The 17,549-nt window shown below is 73.4% G+C and carries 13 protein-coding genes; 5 read left to right on the top strand and 8 right to left on the bottom strand.

Features of this window, described 5'->3' with window-relative positions:
* Nucleotides 1-24: 24 nt before the first annotated feature.
* Nucleotides 25-1,932, top strand: a complete 1,908-nt coding sequence (locus tag ABZ562_RS29385; protein WP_361485280.1) for an MFS transporter — start codon at nucleotides 25-27, stop codon at nucleotides 1,930-1,932.
* 6 nt (nucleotides 1,933-1,938) lie between these two features.
* Here the strand turns inward: ABZ562_RS29385 and ABZ562_RS29380 are convergent, their stop codons facing one another.
* From ABZ562_RS29380 to ABZ562_RS29360, 5 genes are read right to left on the bottom strand one after another with little or no spacing between them, the layout of a single operon-like run.
* Complete coding sequence (locus ABZ562_RS29380) at nucleotides 1,939-3,240, bottom strand: ABC transporter substrate-binding protein (RefSeq protein WP_361485278.1); 1,302 nt, start codon at nucleotides 3,238-3,240, stop codon at nucleotides 1,939-1,941.
* Nucleotides 3,237-4,169 carry a hypothetical protein gene (locus ABZ562_RS29375; protein WP_361485276.1) on the bottom strand — a complete coding sequence of 311 codons (933 nt, stop codon included), beginning with the start codon at nucleotides 4,167-4,169 and terminating at the stop codon, nucleotides 3,237-3,239. Before ABZ562_RS29375 ends, ABZ562_RS29380 begins: the two co-directional genes overlap by 4 nt.
* Nucleotides 4,166-5,644 carry a vWA domain-containing protein gene (locus ABZ562_RS29370; RefSeq protein ID WP_361485274.1) on the bottom strand — a complete coding sequence of 493 codons (1,479 nt, stop codon included), beginning with the start codon at nucleotides 5,642-5,644 and terminating at the stop codon, nucleotides 4,166-4,168. Before ABZ562_RS29370 ends, ABZ562_RS29375 begins: the two co-directional genes overlap by 4 nt.
* A gap of 12 nt (nucleotides 5,645-5,656) precedes the next feature.
* Nucleotides 5,657-7,987, bottom strand: a complete 2,331-nt coding sequence (locus ABZ562_RS29365; protein ID WP_361485272.1) for a tetratricopeptide repeat protein — start codon at nucleotides 7,985-7,987, stop codon at nucleotides 5,657-5,659.
* The gene (locus ABZ562_RS29360; protein WP_361485270.1) at nucleotides 7,984-9,645 is read right to left on the bottom strand and encodes a serine protease; all 1,662 of its coding nucleotides are present in this window, start codon (nucleotides 9,643-9,645) and stop codon (nucleotides 7,984-7,986) included. The genes ABZ562_RS29365 and ABZ562_RS29360 overlap by 4 nt, the downstream gene beginning before the upstream one ends.
* A 554-nt stretch (nucleotides 9,646-10,199) precedes the next feature.
* On the opposite strand from ABZ562_RS29360, the gene ABZ562_RS29355 reads away from it, so the two are divergent.
* Entirely contained in the window at nucleotides 10,200-10,952 is a 753-nt protein-coding gene (locus ABZ562_RS29355; RefSeq protein ID WP_361485268.1) for an IPT/TIG domain-containing protein, read from the top strand.
* Nucleotides 10,953-10,999: 47 nt separating this feature from the next.
* Here the strand turns inward: ABZ562_RS29355 and ABZ562_RS29350 are convergent, their stop codons facing one another.
* Nucleotides 11,000-11,128: a hypothetical protein gene (locus tag ABZ562_RS29350; protein ID WP_361485266.1), complete on the bottom strand. Its 129-nt coding sequence runs from the start codon at nucleotides 11,126-11,128 to the stop codon at nucleotides 11,000-11,002.
* On the opposite strand from ABZ562_RS29350, the gene ABZ562_RS29345 reads away from it, so the two are divergent.
* On the top strand, nucleotides 11,121-12,323 hold the full coding sequence (locus ABZ562_RS29345) for an IPT/TIG domain-containing protein (RefSeq protein ID WP_361485264.1): 1,203 nt from the start codon (nucleotides 11,121-11,123) through the stop codon (nucleotides 12,321-12,323). The two genes, ABZ562_RS29350 and ABZ562_RS29345, sit on opposite strands and share 8 nt — an antisense overlap.
* On the opposite strand, the gene otr(A) is transcribed toward ABZ562_RS29345, so the two are convergent.
* Nucleotides 12,293-14,215: a tetracycline resistance ribosomal protection protein Otr(A) gene (otr(A), locus tag ABZ562_RS29340; protein WP_361485262.1), complete on the bottom strand. Its 1,923-nt coding sequence runs from the start codon at nucleotides 14,213-14,215 to the stop codon at nucleotides 12,293-12,295. The two genes, ABZ562_RS29345 and otr(A), sit on opposite strands and share 31 nt — an antisense overlap.
* A gap of 258 nt (nucleotides 14,216-14,473) precedes the next feature.
* Here otr(A) and ABZ562_RS29335 point away from each other — a divergent pair, with 258 nt between their 5' ends.
* A complete protein-coding gene (locus ABZ562_RS29335) occupies nucleotides 14,474-15,943 on the top strand; it encodes a glycoside hydrolase (protein WP_361485260.1) in 1,470 nt (489 codons plus the stop codon).
* Between the two features lie 7 nt (nucleotides 15,944-15,950).
* Here the strand turns inward: ABZ562_RS29335 and ABZ562_RS29330 are convergent, their stop codons facing one another.
* Nucleotides 15,951-16,550, bottom strand: coding sequence for a TetR family transcriptional regulator (locus ABZ562_RS29330; protein WP_361485258.1), 600 nt, complete (start codon nucleotides 16,548-16,550; stop codon nucleotides 15,951-15,953).
* Nucleotides 16,551-16,694: 144 nt separating this feature from the next.
* On the opposite strand from ABZ562_RS29330, the gene ABZ562_RS29325 reads away from it, so the two are divergent.
* Nucleotides 16,695-17,525: an NAD(P)H-binding protein gene (locus ABZ562_RS29325; protein ID WP_361485256.1), complete on the top strand. Its 831-nt coding sequence runs from the start codon at nucleotides 16,695-16,697 to the stop codon at nucleotides 17,523-17,525.
* Nucleotides 17,526-17,549 lie beyond the last annotated feature (24 nt).

Below are 17,549 nucleotides of genomic sequence, written 5' to 3'. Positions count from 1 at the left end.
TCGGGGGAGACGGGGAGAGCCGCAGTGACCACCGTGGATCCGACACGGGCCGACAAGAACGGGAGCTCGGAGGAGAGCACCGCGGCGCGAATACGCCTGCCCGCGCAGCGCTCGCCCACCGCACCGGACGATCACGCGGCGGCGGCCCGCGGAGGTGAGGCGGCCGGTCGGACGGGTTTGTTCCGGCGCGCCTGGTACGCCCTGCGCCGCCCGGTGCCCGCCGCGCTGGCCTCGGCCGCGGTGCTGCATCTGCTGTGGGTGGCGCTGCTCGCCAACAGCGGCGGCGATCTGGCCGCGCAGGACGCCTGGGCGGAGTTCGCGCTCCAGCATCCCGACTCGGCGTACAACCTGGCCTGGTACGGCGGTATGCACCCGGTGTCGTACAGCGTCATCTCGCCGTATCTGATGGCGGTCCTCGGCGTGCGGTCGACCATGGTGATCGCCGGGACGCTGTCCGCCGGGCTGCTCGCCCTGCTGCTGGTCCGCAGCCGCTCGGTGGCGCGGCCGATGTGGCCCACCCTGTACGGCGCGTTCGCGCTGGTCTGCAACGCGATCTCGGGCCGGGTGACCTTCGGGCTCGGTGCCATGTTCGGGCTCGCCGCGGTGGCGGTGATCTTCGCGTGGCCGGTGCGGTGGCGGTCCCGGCACTGGCATCACCGGACCGGCCGGTTCCTGCTGGCCGCGCTGCTGTCCGGGGTGTCGACCATGGCCAGCCCGGTGGCGGGCCTGTTCGTGGGGATAGTGGCGGCCGCGCTGTGGCTGACCAAGCGGCGCCCGGCCGCGTACGCGCTCGGCATCACCCCGACGCTGGTGGTCGCGCTGTCCGCGTGGCTGTTCCCGTTCTCCGGTGAGCAGCCGATGTCGTTCGGCTCGGCGGTGCTGCCGCTCGTCGCCGGACTCACCGCCTGGCTGCTGTCCCCGGTCGACTGGCGCACGGTGCGGGTCGGCTCGGCGCTGTACTCGCTCGGTGTGGTGCTCACCTGGCTGATCCCCTCCCAGATCGGCACCAACATCTCCCGGCTGGGCATGATCTTCGGCGGGGTGGTGGTGATCGCCGCGCTGAGCGAGCGCCGCATCCGGCCCGCCCGCGCCGAGTGGCGCACCACGCGGCCCGGACAGCGGTGGACCGCGCTGGTGCTGGCGCTCTCGACGATCACGGTGTGGCAGCTGGTCAAGACCGGCGACGACGTCATCCACACCACCCCCTCGGCGGCCTGGGCGCGGGAGCTGGCGCCGCTGGTCGACCGGCTGAAGCGGGTGGACGCAGGGCGGGGCCGGGTCGAGGTGGTGCCGGTGCGCAGCCACCGCGAGTCCTCCGCGCTCGCCCCGTACGTCAACCTGGCGCGCGGCTGGAACCGGCAGCGGGACCTGGACCGCAACCCGATCTTCTACGGCGACGACACCCTCACCCCCACGACCTATCACGACTGGCTCAAGCGCTGGGCGGTGCACTTCGTGGTGCTGCCCGCCGACAACCCGGACCAGGGCGCCGAGAAGGAGTCCCGGCTGCTGCTGGACAGCAAGCTGCCGTATCTGCGGCAGGTGTGGTCGGACGCCAACTGGAAGCTGTACGAGGTCAAGGACCCCACGCAGCTCGCCGACCCGCCGGCCACCGTGGAGCGGGCGGACGCCGACCAGCTGGTGCTGAAGGTGCGGGAGCGCGGACCGGTCCTGATCCGCATCCCGTACTCGCCGTGGCTGGGCCTGGTCGACTCCAAGGGCCGCAGCGTCCACGCGCCGAAGGCCGACCGGCGCGATGAGCTGCCGGTCAACCGCCAGGGCTGTCTGACCAAGGAGGTCGAGGACGCCGAGGCGGGACAGCCGCAGGACGAGTGGACCGTGCTGCACGCCCCGCGCCCCGGCACGTACCGGATAGCGGGCAAGTACCAGCTGCCGCGCGGCACGCCCTGCCCGGAGGAGATGGCCCCGTAGGGCGCGTCATCCGCAGACGGTCGGCAGCCAGGGCTGTCCGTGCTCCCGGTGCAGATCGGTGCGGACCTTCTCCAGGCTGGTCAGCAGCGCGTCCGGGCCCTTGCCGACATCGCTGAGGTAGGCGAGCGCGGCGCGCTGGAAGGCCAGCCGCATCCGGGTCGGCATGGCGTCGGACGCGTCCAGGCACAGGGAGCCGGAGTCCCTGAGCGTGCGGGCGATCCGCCGGGCCACGCCGTCCTTCCACACGCGGAGGGGGACCTTGCTGTTCGCGAAGAACGGCGGGGTCCCGTCGCGCGGGGTCTTCCGCACCCAGGCCGTCTGGTGATCCGCATGGGTGAGGTACGCCAGGAGCTGTTGCGACTGTGAGGTCTTGCGGAACATCACCGCGAAGTCCGCGGACACCTCCCGGGCGGTGGTGCGCCGGTCGGCGTCGGGGATCAGCCCGCTGGAGAAGTCGAAGTCGGCGTGGGTGCGGTGGTTCATCGGGTAGTCGCCGCGGATGAACGAGCCCTGGTGCTCCAGCGCGCACCGGGGCCGTGCGGCGAACAGCTTCCGGCCGGCGGCCCGGAAGTCGGTGAGCAGCGCGGTGCGCGCCGTGCCCTTCCCGAACAGGGAGCCCCAGGTCCGCCACGCCTGCTTGACGCGCGGGTCCGTCCAGTCCAGGCGGCCGGTCGCCCACGCCTCGTAGACGGCCTTGCCCCGCTGCTGGAGCAGGATGTCCTCGACCCAGTCGGTGCCCGGCCATCCGGAGGTCGCGTCGCCGCCCATTCCGGCGCACCACTGGCCGTCCCGGGCGGCGAGGAGGGGCAGTTCGCTCGGGTCGTGGCGGTCCCGGTCGTACCAGACGATGCTCTTCAGGTCGGTCTTGACCGCGATCCCGTAGATCGCCTTGTCCCCGCGCGGCGCGGGTTTCCACAGCGGGCCGTCGTAGGCCGCGAGGGTTTTCCCGGGAAGCACCTTCTGCAGGGGCTGCAGGGCGTCCGCGTAGGTGGCCAGTTCGCCCGGGGTGGGCAGGACGGCGATGTCGGGCGCGGTGCCCGCCTTCACCTCCGAGGACAGCACCTCGCGCAGCGCGGTGGTGCCCTGGTAGTCGACCCGGATGCCGGTGTCCCGGGTGAACGACCGGAGCAGTTGGCGGAAGGCCGTGCCCTCGCGTCCGGTCCAGGTGGCCAGCACGCTGACGCTGCCGTGCGACCGCTGTCCGCCGGTGTCGCCCACACCGACCGCGGTCAGCACCACCAGCCACAGCCCGAGGATCGCCGCGCTCACGCTCCAGGAGCTGCCGCGGGGGCTCGTCCGGGCGCTCATCGCGGCTGGAACCTGTACTCGTTGATGCGCGGCTGGAGCCCGATGAGGATCAGCGCGGCGAGGGTCGCTCCGCCCAGGGGGATCCAGCCCCCGGCCCCGGCCCGCCAGTGGGTGCCCCGCATGGTCGCCGCCACCTTCTTGGCGGTCTCGCCGCCGCTGGAGCCGATGTCCGTCCGGTGCAGCGCGCGCCCCGCCGAGGCCAGCCGCTCCTGGGTCTGGTACGCGAAGGCGGCCAGCGGCACCACCGCGATCAGCAGCGCGGTCGCCGCGATCAGCCAGGGGTTGACCAGCCGGCGGAAACGGTGCCGCAGATACCGCTGGGTGAGGACGAGCAGCACCGCGAGGGTGAGGAACAGCGCGGGCACCAGCACCCACCAGGCGAACGTCAGCAGCCCGCCGAACGAGGTCTGCGTCCGCAGCACCTTCTGCTGCCCCTTCTGCACGATGCCCAGCCGGGCCAGGATGCCGTCGTCGTCCCGGGTGAGCATGGCCGTGGCGTAGCTCAGATAGGCGTCGCGCAGATCGTCGTTGTCGCGGTTCACATACGCCTGCTCGACGAGGTCGCTGTACGAGGAGACCAGCCCGGTGATGGTGAGCAGCGACTGACGGGCCTCCTTGCCGCCGGTGGTGCTCTTGACGGCCTGGGCGAGGCTCTGGTTGGCCGTGGAGAGTTCGTTGCGGTAGTCCTCGCCGAGCCCCTCGACGTCGGTGGTGGGGCCGGTGAGGCTCCGCTTGGCCTTGTCGTTGGAGGCGTGGAGGGCGTCGATCGCGGCGGCCACCTGCAGGATCGCGGGGGTCGACCGGTCGCTGACCGCCGCGCAGTTGCGGCTGACGCCGTAGTACGCGGCGAACAGCGTGGTCACCGCCACCCCCGTGACGGCGAGCAGCGCGGTCAGCCGCCGGACGAGGAAGGCCCGGGTGCCGCTCATGACCCCTCCTCCGGTCGCAGCGGGGTGTCGCACTTCTGGCAGTACGCGGCGGTGGCGGGCGCGGTGCGGCGGCAGGACGGGTTGGGGCAGATCACGTCCGGTCCGGTGGGGGCCGGGGTGAGGGCGGCGCCGGTGAAGCGGACGCTCTCCTCGGTGACGATCATCGCCGAGTTGAGGTCCAGCGGCCGGATGGGCTCCCGGATCCGCACCTCGCCGGTGGCGGCGTCGACGATGTGGACCAGCCCGCGCAGCCGCTCCAGCATCTTGGCGCTGCCCAGTCCGTGCGCGAGCCGGACGGCCTGCCCCCACTGCCGCCGGGCCTCCTCGCGGTCGCCCGCCTCGTACGCGTCGCAGCCCGCGGTGATGGCGAGGCCGAGGTCGGAGTCGGCGCCGTAGTGCGCGAGACGGGGGTCGACGCGGGAGGACAGCAGCAGGTCGTCGGTCCATTGGACGAGCACGGACTGCGCGGCGGGCGGCACAAGCTCCGTATCGCCGTCCAGCAGGAGGTCGACGGTGGCCAGTTCGACGTCCTCGCCCACCGGATCGCCCTGGGGGTCGGCGAGGACGCACAGATGGAACTCGCGGGACTCGTCGCCCCAGGCGCCGGTGCCGCACTCCCAGGTGCGCGCGTCGGGCCGGGTGCCCTCGTCGGTGAGGTCGGCCCGGGTGGGGTGCACCTGCTTCACGAAGCCGATCCGGCCGCCCGCCCGGGTACGGACCCGGATCCGCACCCCGGCCAGCGCCTTGGCCATGGAGGCGCGGGTCATCTCCGCGAACTCGGCGGCCAGCGCGGAGTCGTCGAGCACGGCGTCGGCGCGGCCGTGCAGTCTGCGCACGATCTCCTTCAGCTCGGTGGCGTCCCAGCCGTCGCCGATGCCGCGCGCGTCGCAGGTGAAGTGCGGGGCGCAGGCGTCCAGCACCTTGTCCAGGTATCCGGCCGCGTCGTGCTCGTTGCGGCCGTCGGTGAGCAGCAGGGTGTGCCGGATCGCGGCGGGGCGGCTGAGGTGCAGCCGCCGGGCCAGGTCCAGCCAGGCGCCCATGGCCGTACCGCCGATGGCGGGCAGCCGGGCCGCGACGCGGGCGGCGGCGGCCCTGGTGTCGGGGCCCGCGACGGCCATGTCGCCTGTGAACGGATAGACGACCTGTGCCTGTTCGGTGCCCTCGATGATCGCGAAGTGGGTGCCGTCGCGGAGCACGCCGACGGCGGTCGCGGTCGCCCGGCGGGCCGCCGCGATCTTCGTCGGGGGCCAGCCCATCGATCCGGAGCAGTCGATGACGATGACCTCGGAGGCGGCGGTGCGGGCCGCGGCCGGGCCCAGCCCCTTCGCCTCGACGCTGATGACGGCGTGCATCTCGGCGCGGCCCCCGGCGGCCGGGAGGTACTTGTTCTGGTGCACGCGCAAGCTGATGCCGGGGCGGTCGCCCTCGCGGTCCCCGTTCCCGCCCCCGTGCAGCCCGTCCTGGTCCTGGCTCATGTGATCCCCCTGTCAGACGCCGGTCATGGGCCGGATGGCGTTGGCGCGGTCGACCAGCACCCCCAGGGCCTCCGGGGTGTCGGCCTGCCGGGCGAGATCGCGCAGCACCGCTTCGAGCCGCGACCGCACCGACAGCTCGTCGTCCCCCTCGCCGAACAGCAGCCCGGGGTCGGCCGGATCGCCCGGGGCCGCCGGGCGCAGCGTCCAGTCCAGCGCGGCCTCCAGCACCTCCGCGGTGAGCCGGTCCCGCGCCTGCCCCTGGGCGCGCCCGTCGTCCAGATACAGCCGCGGCAGCCGGGTCAGCACCTCCACCAGGTCCTCACCGGTGGGCTGCCCGCCCGGCTGGGGGCCGAGCCGCCCGGCGAGCACCCGGACGGCCGCGATCCGGGCGGCGTCGTAGTGGCGCGAGACCTTCGGCACCCCGTCGAGGACGGCGACCGCCCCGCCCCGGTCCCCGGCGGCGAGCCGCAGCCGGGCCAGCCCGAAGGCGGCGCTGCCCTGGGAGTGGTTGCGCTCCCACACCGCCTCGTAGAACCGCTTGGCGGCCTCGTGGTCGCCCAGGTGCTCGGCGCAGTAGCCCAGCGCCAGCTTGGGCGCGTACTCACCGGGCAGCGCGCTGTACACCTCGTCGAACGCGCCCCGCGCGTCGGTCACCGCGCCGCCCGCGAGCCGCAGCAGGGCGCGGTGCCAGGCGGGCCGCCAGTCGTACGCGGCGCCGCCGCCGATGATCTCCTCGGCGGCCGTCAGCTCGGTCTCCGCCCGGTCCAGCGTCCCCAGCTCCAGATAGGCGCGGCAGATGCGGAAGCGGATCTCGGCCGAGGGGTACGGGAACGCGCCCAGCTGCTCGATCAGCCGCCGCGGACTGCTGTCGGTCGGGGTGTTGAGCAGGGCGGCGCCCGGGTCCGCCGCGTCCGGGAACGGCACCGGCAGCCCCGGCGGCACCCGCTCCGGGGACGGCAGCCCGTGGGCGAGGACCCGGCCCGGATCGGCGTCCAGCCAGTGCTCGAGTCCCGGGATCCGGCCGAGCCCGGCGTCCAGCAGCGCGGCGGTCGGGGCGAACAGCGTGGACGGCTGGGGCTGTTCCTCCCGCAGCCGCAGCGCGTGGATCTCCCGGAGCACGCCCCACAGCTGCTCGGACATCTCGCCCGCCGACCCGAACCGCCGCAGCGGATCGTGGGCGGTGGCGCGGGCCAGCACCCGCCGGTACGACTCGGCGCCCAGCCCCGGCGGCGCCTGGGCGGGCAGCCGCGCCTCCTCGGACAGCGCCCGCAGGGTCGCGCCGACGCCGTACAGATCGTGGCGCTCGGTGAGGAGGCCGCCCCGCCGCGACTCGGGGGAGGCGAACTTCTTGGTGATCACGGGCGGATCGCCGCCCCGCTGCCCGAGCCGGCGGACCGCGCCCAGGTCGATCACCTTGACCCGGCTCTCGTAGTGCATCACGTTGCTCGGCTTGAGGTCGCAGTACAGCAGCCGCTCGCCGTGCAGATAGCCGACCGCGCGCAGCATGAGACAGCCGTACGCCAGGATGTGCTCGTACAGCCGGGGCCCGTCGTACGGCGGCGTCGCGTCCGCGATGCAGTCCCGTATCTGGGCGAGCGTCATGCCGCCGACGAACTCCATCACGATGTAGCCGGTGAGCCGGTCGCTGCCGGGCTCGGGCTGGGTGACGTAGTTGATGATGCGGACGATGCCGGGGTGGTCGAGCATCGTCAGATAGCGGCGCTCCTCGACCGCCGCCCGCAGCGCCGCCTCGTCCTCGTTGTTGATCAGGCCCTTGATGGCGACGGGCTGCCGCTCCAGCTGGGTGTCCTCGGCGAGATAGACCCAGCCGAGCCCGCCGTACGCGACACAGCCGACCACCCGGTACTGGTCGCCCAGCAGATCCCCCGGGCGCAGCCGCGGGGTGAAGTCGAACGGGTGGCGGCAGCGGGGGCAGAAGCCCGCCGACAGCGCGGGCTCTCCGTTGTACGGCGCGCCCACGGTCTCCTCGCAGCCCGGTCGGCCGCAGATCTGGCCACGGGAGGGGGGACGCGGATCGTCGAGCACGAGGTCGGTGAGGGAGGGCAGTTCGACCCGCGGCAGGTCCAGCAGATCGTCCCCGGCGGGGCCCAGGGTGAACTTCCGCGCCGCGTCGCGGCGGCGGGCGCGGTCGGTGGCCGTGGTCGGCCCGGAGCGCAGGCTGCCGTTTCCGGTGCGGGGCCCGGTGCCGGTGGTCTCAGGGGCGGTGGGGGCGGCGGGCCGGGGTCTGCGGCCGCACTCGGCGCAGAAGCCGCGGTCGTTGATCCGGCCGCGGCCCCCGCCGGGGCAGTCCGCGCGGGCACACACCGCACCGGCCGTCGTCATGGCGCCTCCCCCTCCGGCCGCGGGTGCGGCGGCCCGTGCACGGCCTGGACGAAGCGGTCGACGGCGCGCCGCGCGGCCGCCACGTCGCAGGGCACCGCGGTCAGCTCGCGGTGGGCGGCGCGCTGGAGCGGGAACAGCTCCCGGCGCTCCGACGCGGCCTTCGCCCCGAGCAGCGCCGCGTACGCGTTGAGCAGCCCCTTCAGCTCCTTGACCTCGTCGCGCCGGGCGTCGGCCGTGCGCAGCGCCGCCTCGGCCCGCTCCCGTACCGCCCGTACGGCGTGCTCGAACGCGGCCAGCTTGGCGACGATGTGATGGGTGCGCAGCTCGGGGTCGCCGCGCAGCCGGGTCAGGTTGATGCGCAGCGCCGGGGCCTCCGCCGGATCGGATAACGCGCGCGCCCCGGCCCCGGTGGCCTCCCGCTCCAGTCCGGTGGCCTCGGCGACCCGGGCGGCCAGCTCGTCCAGCCAGGCGTCGATCCGCTCCGGCTCGGGGCGGAACAGCTCCTCGGCCAGCCGCAGCCCGGGCGCGTGCGGATCGCGGAAGACCAGCATCAGCCGGGCGCCCAGGTCGGCGAGGAGCTTCATGAAGCCGATCAGCGCCTCCGGGTCGCTCGCCCGGTCGAGGCCCACGGCCACGATGGTCAGCGGTACGGCGTTGGCCCGGATCCGGCTGAGCGGGGAGGTGTCGCCGGGCGAGCGCGCATCCATCCGGTCGGCCACCCGGAGGGCCACCTCGGTCTCGGTGCGGCCGGTGACGTCGATGGCCAGGTCCACGCTGCCCAGCGGCGGCACGGTGCCGTGCGGCGCGGCGGACACCGCCTCGTCGTCGCCGCCCCCGGACAGCTCGCGGTCGGCGAGGGTCACGGCGCGGCTGAGCGCCTCGTAGCGGCCGCTGTCGTCGTGCGCGATGACGACGGTCTCCACGTCCGCGACGCCCGCGCGCCGCCCGGCCAGGGACTCGCGGCGCAGCCACAGGGCGAGCCGCTGCGCGAACGGGATGTCCAGCACCTCCCGTTCGCCGGAGCCGAGCCGGGAGACGAGCCGCGCGTCGACGACCCGGTCGCCGCCCACGGCGTCGCGGAGCAGCGGGAGGTGACGCAGGATCGTCTCGATGTGGATCATGTTCGAGCGCAGCCGGCGCTCGTCGGCGGGGATGTCGGGGGCGTCGTCGTAGCGGTTGACGATCATCCCGATGACATGGCCGGTCTTCAGGTCCTCCACCCCGGCGCCGCTGCATCCGCGCCGCACCACGTCCCCGGGGGAGTCCGGGATCAGCTCCAGCCACTCCGCGCGCGGGCCGACGGCGCCCGCGATCTTCGCGTAGAACCACGTCCCGTCGTCGTTGTGTCTGGGGAAGCCCAGGTTCCGGACCTGCCCCAGCGGCTCCGGCGACAGCCGGTACAGGGGCGCGGCGTGCTCGGCGGGCTGCGGGCGGTCCAGCGTGAGCAGCGCGATGTCACCGCATCCGTCGGAGCGCCGGGGCACCCAGCAGCCCGGGGCGACCCGCGCGGTCACGGGGGCGGCGTCGGGCACCTGCACCAGGTCGACGAGGACCTGTGAGGCGGGCACCGGCCGCCCGTCGTCCGGGATGACATGGGCGCACGTCAGCACGGTGTCGCCGCCCAGAAGGATCCCCGCGCCCAGGATCTCGCCGGTCATGCCGCGGATCCGAACCCGCCAACGCCCCCCGGCGGAGGACTCCTTGACGGGAATGTTCATGTCCGCCCCCATGTGGCAAGAGGATACGCCCGCCGGGTGCGGAAGTGACCCCTTCGTCCGATGGGTCACGGGAAAGGATGAGTGGGCGGCGAAAGGCCCGGCCGTACGCGCTCCCGCGCGGTCACCACGGGCCCGGCGCGAGGGCCGCGAGGGCCGCTGGCGGTCGCACGCCCCGCCATTCGAGTGATGCCACGTCCCACTTCTTGTGGGCGGACTCATTCCGATGGATTACTGAAAACGTGCGGTATGGCCTCCGCCGGCGTTCCCGGTGGACCGGCCCCCGCACCCTCGCCGGTCCCGGGCGCCAGGCGTACCGCGCGAGGGGGCCGGGCGGGCGTCCCCAACGACCCGGCCGGCGCACATCGCATTCTCCTGCGAGCGCGAGCGGGTCCGACCCGCCCGGCCCGTCTCTCCAGCCCTTCCCTTCCCTTTCCGTCCTCTGAGCCGCCTTCGGACCTCCGGGCCCGCTCAGTCTTCAGCAGGGAGTAAACGCCATGCCCATCTCTCCGAACCAGGGGTCGACCGGCGGTGGCACCGTGGTCACCATCACCGGTACGAACCTCGCCAACGCCTCCGCCGTGAAGTTCGGCAGCAAGAACGCCACCATCACGGCCAACACGCCCACCTCGGTCACCGTGATCTCCCCCTCCGGCACCGGTGCGGTCCCGGTGACCGTGACCACGCCGGGCGGCACCAGCAACCCGCTGACGTTCTACTACGTCGGCGCGCCCTTCAAGTCCGGCCTCAGCGCCTCGTCGGGGCCGCTCGCGGGCGGCAACACCATCACCATCACCGGCACCGGTCTGTCGACGGCCAACTCCGTGTCCTTCGGCGGCACCACCGCCACGCCCACCGTCACCTCCGACAGCAGCATCAGCGTCACCGTGCCCGCGGGTGCCGCGGCCGGGTCCGTCGGCGTCAGCGTCACCACCGCGGGCGGCACCAACAACGGCCTGTCCTACACCTATGTGGACGTGCCCACCGTCTCCGGCTTCGCGCCCACCTCCGGCCCGGCCTCCGGTGGCACCGCGGTGACCATCACCGGCACCAACCTGGACACCACGCAGTCGGTCACCTTCGGCGGCATCGCGGCGCCGTTCAGCGTCATCAACTCCACCACCTTGTCGGCGGTCTCGCCGCCCACGGCGGACGGGGCGCCCGGCCCCGCCGACATCACCGTCACCAACCAGGCGGGCTCCGCGACCGCCCCGACCCCCTTCCAGTACCTCGCCTCACCCGGTATCTGATCACCCCTGGGACGTTCCGCCGGAAGGAGCAGCACGTTGAGCATCCCTCACGCCGCAGGCCCGGAGACGGGTTCCAGGGCAACCGCCGCGCCCGCGGTCACGGCGGCGTCCCCTCCGGTGATCAGCTCCGTCAGTCCCGCCTCCGGAGCACCCGGGGGCGGGACCGTCGTGACCATCACCGGCACCAACCTCAACCAGGCGACGGCGGTCCGCTTCGGAACCGCCCTCGCCCCGGCCTTCACCGTCGTGTCCGCCAGCCAGATCACCGCCACCACCCCGGCGGGCACCGGCACTGTGCTGGTCACGGTGACCACGCCGGGCGGCACGAGCAACGGGGTGGGCTTCAGCTACGTGTCCGCCCCCGCCCCCGTGCTGAGCGGTGCCTCGCCCGCGCAGGGCCCGGCCGCCGGGGGCACCACGGTGACGCTGACCGGCAGCGGCTTCACCGGCGCCACGGCGGTCCGCTTCGGTTCCACGAACGCGTCGTCGTTCACGGTGGTGTCGCCGACGCAGATCACGGCGGTGGCGCCGCCGGGGGCCGCCGGTCCGGTGCCGATCACGGTGACCGGCCCGGGCGGTACGAGCAACGGCGTCACCTATACGTACGTCGCCGGTCCGGTGCTGAGCGGTGTCTCGCCCGCGCAGGGGCCGGTGAGCGGCGGCACCACGGTGACGCTGACCGGCAGCGGCTTCACCGGGGCCACGGCGGTCCGCTTCGGTTCGGTGCCCGCGGTCTCGTTCACGGTGGTGTCGTCCACGCAGATCACGGCGGTGGCGCCGCCGGGGGCCGCCGGTCCGGTGCAGATCATCGTGACCGGCCCGGGCGGTGCGAGCAACGGCGTGACGTACTTCTACGTCGGCCTGCCCACCCTCGGCGCCGTCACCCCCGGCCAGGGCCCGACCTCCGGCGGCACTCCCGTCACCCTCACCGGGACGAACCTGCTCGGCGCGACGGCCGTCAAGTTCGGCACCGTCGCCGCCACGTCCTTCACGGTCGTCTCCGACATCCAGATCAACGCGGTGGCGCCGCCGGGGGCCGCCGGGCCCGTGCAGGTGACGGTGACCACGCCGGGCGGCACCAGCAACGGCGTCACCTACCTCTACGTCGCCGTCCCCACCCTCACCAGCGCGGTCCCCGGCCAGGGCCCGCTGGGCGGCGGCAACACGGTCACCCTGTTCGGCACCGGCCTGACCACGGCGAGCGCGGTCCATTTCGGCTCCACGCTCGCCGCGTTCACGGTCGTGTCGGACAACTGGGTGACGGCGACCGCCCCGGCTGGGTCGGCCGGGGCGGTCAACGTCACCGTGACCACGGAAGGCGGCACGAGCAACGCCGTGACCTATGCCCGCGTCGCCGGGCCCGGCATCTGATCCGTGGCGCCGCCGGGGAGCGGCCGGTCGCCGGACGGGCGGGACACCCAGACCCCCTCGCCCCGCGAAAGACCCGGCAGCGCGTGCTCGAACGCGTGCACCGACCGCACCGGAATCTCCCCCGTCAGCAGCCACCCCGACCCACCGCCCGCGCTCTCCGCGAGGTCCGCCCCGACCGCGGCGAGCCGGGCGGTGACCTGCGCCAGCACATCGGACGGAATCTCCAGCTCGAAGGCGTGATACGGCTCGTACACCCGCCACCCCGCCCGCTCCAGGGCCGCCCCCAGCACCCCCCGGGTGACGCCCCGGAAGTCGGCGGCGGTGCTGACGGGGGCGTCGAAGCCCGAACGGATCAGGGTGGCCCGGCAGTCCGTGACCGCCCGCCCGCGCGGCCCCTCGCGCAGCGTGTCGTGCACGGTCTGCTCGATCGCGGTGTGGAACGCGCGCGGCAGGGCGCCCAGTTCCGTCTCGTAGCCGAAACCGACCCCGGACCCGGTCGCGGCGGGCTCGACGCGCAGCCCGACCGTCGCCCACGGCCCCGTATGGCCGCGCCGCGCCATCTCGTAGCACGCCTCGCCGACCCCCACCGGCCGCTCCACCAGGACCGGGCGGCTCGGCTCGAAGTCGGCCTCGATGCCGTAGTCCTGGACGAGCGTCGCCGCGATGATCTGCTTCTGGACCTCGCCGTACAGCAGCACCGAGGTGGCGCCGCCGGGCATCGCCCGGGCGTGGATCAGTGGATCCTGGTCGGCCAGGGCCAGCAGCGCGGTGTGCAGCCGGGCGGCGGCCGCGGGGCCGGGTTCGCGGGCGTGGACGAGGGTGTGGAGGGTGGGCGCGGCGAAACGCGGCTGTCCGTCCTCGTCGTGGAACTCCCCGAGCCGGTCGCCGACGCGGACCTCGGGCAGCCCCCTGATCCGCGCGATGTCCCCGGCGGTCAGCACCCGCGCCCCGCCCCGTCCCACCACCTCCAGCGAGGTGATCCGCCCGCTGTGCCGGGCGCCCGGCCGGTGCAGGGTGAGGTGCTGCCGTGTGGTCAGCTCGCCGGAGAACAGCCGCAGATACGCGGTCTTCATGGCCGAGCCCGCCGTCCGCTCGACGGCGAAGACGGTGCCCCGGGGCTCCGTACCGTCCCCGACCCCGGGGCTGGGCGGGACGTACCGTACGACGCCCTCGACGAGGGCCGCGACCCCCTCCCCGCTCAGCGCCGAACCGAAGTACACCGGGTGCGCCCGCCCGTCCGCCGTCCCCGCGGCCAGTGCCGCGCGCACCTCGGCGGGGGAGGGGAGCGGGCCGTCCACGAGCCGGGCGAGCAGCGCGTCGTCCGTCTCCGCCAGCGCCTCGGCCATCTCGGTGCGTACGCCGATGTCGTCGAGCGGCCGCGGCCGGGTGCGCGCGGCCCGCGTGCCCAGGTCCCGTACGTCCGTCATGGCCACGATGTGCGGCGCCAGCAGCCGCCGGATGTCGGCCAGCAGCTCCGCGTGCCGGGCGCCCGCCCGATCGATCTTGTTGACGAACAGCAGCAGCGGCAGCCGCAGCCGCCGCAGTGTCTTCATCAGCACCCGGGTCTGTGCCTGGACGCCCTCGACGGCGGACAGCACGAGCACGGCCCCGTCCAGCACGCCGAGGGCCCGCTCGACCTCGGCGATGAAGTCGGAGTGGCCGGGGGTGTCGATCAGGTTGACCTGGATGTCACCGGCGGTGAAGGAGGCGACGGCCGACCGTACGGTGATACCGCGCTCCCGCTCGATGGCGCCCGTGTCGGTCTGGGTGTCCCCGGAGTCGACGCTGCCGAGGCGGTCGATGACGCCCGCGTCGAACAGCAGCCGCTCGGTGAGGCTGGTCTTACCGGCGTCGACATGGGCGAGCACGCCGATGTTGATGGTCTGGTGCATGCGTGGTGATGTCCTCGAAGACGGTCGTCCGATGGGGGCGCTGAGTCGTTCCGAGGAATCGGCGCATCGCATGCTCCTGTCGTGCCGGTAGTGGTGTTGGCGGATGCCGCCGGACATCCTGAGCGCGTTGGCCGGGCGCGAGCAACCGATTTATCCGTCCTGGCGCGCAAAGGCAGAAAGCGCTGTCATACCTCTCGACAACTCCCTCTCTGCGCCCGACGCTTCACCCCACGGGGGCCCAAGCGGCAGAAGGGACACATGGTGCGACGAAGAACGCTCCTCACCGCGGCAAGCGCAACCCTGCTCGGCACCGCACTCACCACCGGCACGGCCCACGCCGACGAGGCGGTCACCATCGACCCGGGCACCGATTACGGTGGCTGGGAGGGCTGGGGCACCTCGCTCGCCTGGTGGGCCAACCTGTTCGGGCAGCGGGACGACTTCGCCGACCTCTTCTTCACCACCAGGAACACCCCGTACGCCGGTACCACCCTCCCCGGCCTCGGGCTGAACATCGCCCGCTACAACCTCGGCGGCTGCGCGTGGACCGGCGTGGGCGGCCAGTCCATGGCCGTCTCGCCCAACATCCCCCGGTTCAAGCAGATCGAGGGCTACTGGCACGACTGGTCCAGCGAGGACCCCGCCTCCTCCGCCTGGCGCTGGACCTCCGACGCGGTCCAGCGCGCGGCGCTCACCAAGGCCGTGCAGCGCGGCGCCATCACCGAGCTGTTCTCCAATTCACCCATGTGGTGGATGTGTCTCAACCACAACCCCTCCGGCGCGGCGGACGGCGGCAACAACCTCCAGTCCTGGAACTACCGGCAGTTCGCCGTCTACCTCGCCACCACCGCCCGCTACGCCCAGGACCACTGGGGCGTCCGCTTCGCCACCGTCGAGCCGTTCAACGAACCGTCCTCCGCGTGGTGGAAGGCGGACGGCACCCAGGAGGGCTGCCACATCGACGCGGCGGTGCAGCGCACCGTCCTCGGTCACCTCCGCACCGAGCTGGACAGCCGCGGCCTGACCGGGGCCCGCATCTCGGCCTCGGACGAGACCAGCTACGACCTGGCCCGCACCACCTGGGGCTCCTTCGACACCGCGACCCGCGCCCTCGTCGACCAGGTCAACGTGCACGGCTACCAGGGCTCGGGCGGCCGCCGCGACCTGCTGTACGCGGATGTGCGCGCCGCGGGCAAGAAGCTGTGGAACTCCGAGACCGGCGACAAGGACGGCACGGGCCTCACCCTCGCCACCAACCTCTGCCTGGACTTCCGCTGGCTGCACCCGACCGCCTGGTGCTACTGGCAGGTCATGGACCCCAGCGCGGGCTGGGCGCTCATCCACTACGACCCGAACACCGCGCAGCCCGGCGCCGTGCAGACCAAGTACTACGTCCTGGCCCAGTTCACCCGGCACATCCGCCCCGGCATGCGCGTCCTGGCCACCGGTTCGGACCACGCGGTCGCGGCGTACGATCCGGCCGCGCGCCGCCTCGTGCTCGTCGCCGTCAACCCCGGCGCCGCGCAGACCATGACCTTCGACCTGTCCCGGTTCGGCCAGGTCACCGGCGGTACGGGCGGCCTGGTGCCGCGCTGGTCGACGCAGACGGCGGGCGGCGGCGACCTGTACACCGCGCGCCGGGACACGGTGCTGGACGGCAAGCGGCTGAGCGTTCCGTTCGCCGCGCAGTCCGTGCAGACGTTCCAGATCGACGGGGTGACGGAGTAGCTCCGTCTCAGGTCGCCAGGTGGCGGACGATCCTGCGCAACTGCTCCGCGTAGTGCTCACGGAACTCCGGCGACTCCGGATCGGCGTCGAAGAACTGCCGCACGGCGTGCGGCAGCGCGATCGGCGCCGTGACCAGACTGACGTACAGCAGCATCGCCATGGCGGGATCGATGTCCTCCGCGATCTCGCCGGCCGCCTGGCGGCGCCGCAGGTCGGAGAGGTCCTCCGGGCCTTCCTCCGGCGCGGCGTCGTCCAGGCCGCACCAGGCGTTGAACCGGGTCGCCCGGGGATCGGCGAAGGCCTCCCGGAGATAGCGCTCGACCAGCTCGTCGAGCGGGATCGAGGGGTCGTTGAAGGTCTCCTCGCGCTTCAGCCACTCGCGGCCCAGCTCCCGGTACAGCCCCTCCTTGCCGCCGAAGTGGTACGCGATCAGCTGCTTGTTGACGCCCGCCCGGTCCGCGATGTCCTGCACCCGGGCGCCCGCGAACCCCTTCTGCGCGAACTCGTCCCGCGCGGCCTCCAGCAGCAGCCGCCGGGAGCGCTCCGGGCACAGCTTGCGCTCCTCGGGTGCGGGGGCGCGGCGGGGCCTCTTCGGCGTCCCCTCCATGTCCTTCAACTCCTCGTGCCACTGCTCCGTGCTCGATTCCGTGCTCGATCGGACCAGACTAGCTCCATCTAAATGTTTGACAACTTCATCCGATTGGATGAATCTGGCTTCGAGGATGCTTGAGGACAGTCAGGGAGGCACGTCATGATCGTGGTAACCGGAGCCACCGGAAACGTCGGCGCGCATGTGGTGAAGGAGCTGGCCGCCGCGGGCGCGGAGGTCCGCGCGCTCACCCGTGACCCCGGGGCCACCCGCTTCCCCGACGGGGTCAGCGGGGCCCGGACCGAGGACCTGCCGCTGGAGGGTGCCACCGGGCTCTTCCTCCACGCCGCGGTGGCGTGGCAGCTGGGCGCGGAGAAGCTGCTGGAGCGGGCCAAGGAGAGCGGGGTGCGGCGCATCGTCACGCTCTCCTCGTCCTCCGTCCTCGAGGAGACCGACCCGAAGGACAACCCGATCGGCGCCATGCACCGCGAGCTGGAGGCCCAGGTCGAGCGCACCGGGCTGGAGTGGACCCATGTCCGGCCGGGTGCCTTCGCCGTGAACGCCTTCCAGTGGGCGGACCAGATCAAGGCCGGGGACGTGGTCTACGGCGCGTACGCCGGAGCGCACATGGCGCCCATCCACGAGGCCGACATGGGTGCCGTCGCCGCCCGTGCGCTCCTCGCCGACGACCTGGTCGGCCGGACGCCCGAGCTGACCGGCCCGGAGTCGCTGACCTTCGCCGACCAGGTGCGCGTCATCGGCGAGGTCATCGGGCGGCCCCTGCGGTACGAGGAGATTCCGCACGAGGTGGCGCGCGAGAAGATGGTCGGCGGGTTCGTGACGCCGGAGATCGCGGATTCGCTGCTGCGGGTGTTCGCGGGCTGCGTGGACCGGCCGCAGGTGATCTCCCCGGAGGTCGAGCGCATCACGGGCCGCCCGGCTCGGACGTTCGCGGAGTGGGTGGCGGACCACCGGGGCGCCTTCGGCGGATAGGTCCGGGCGCGCTGGGGGTGCCGG

The sequence above is a fragment of the Streptomyces sp. NPDC019937 genome (assembly GCF_040631655.1).
Classification (GTDB): domain Bacteria; phylum Actinomycetota; class Actinomycetes; order Streptomycetales; family Streptomycetaceae; genus Streptomyces.
This window is presented reverse-complemented; position numbering and strand designations above follow the sequence as displayed.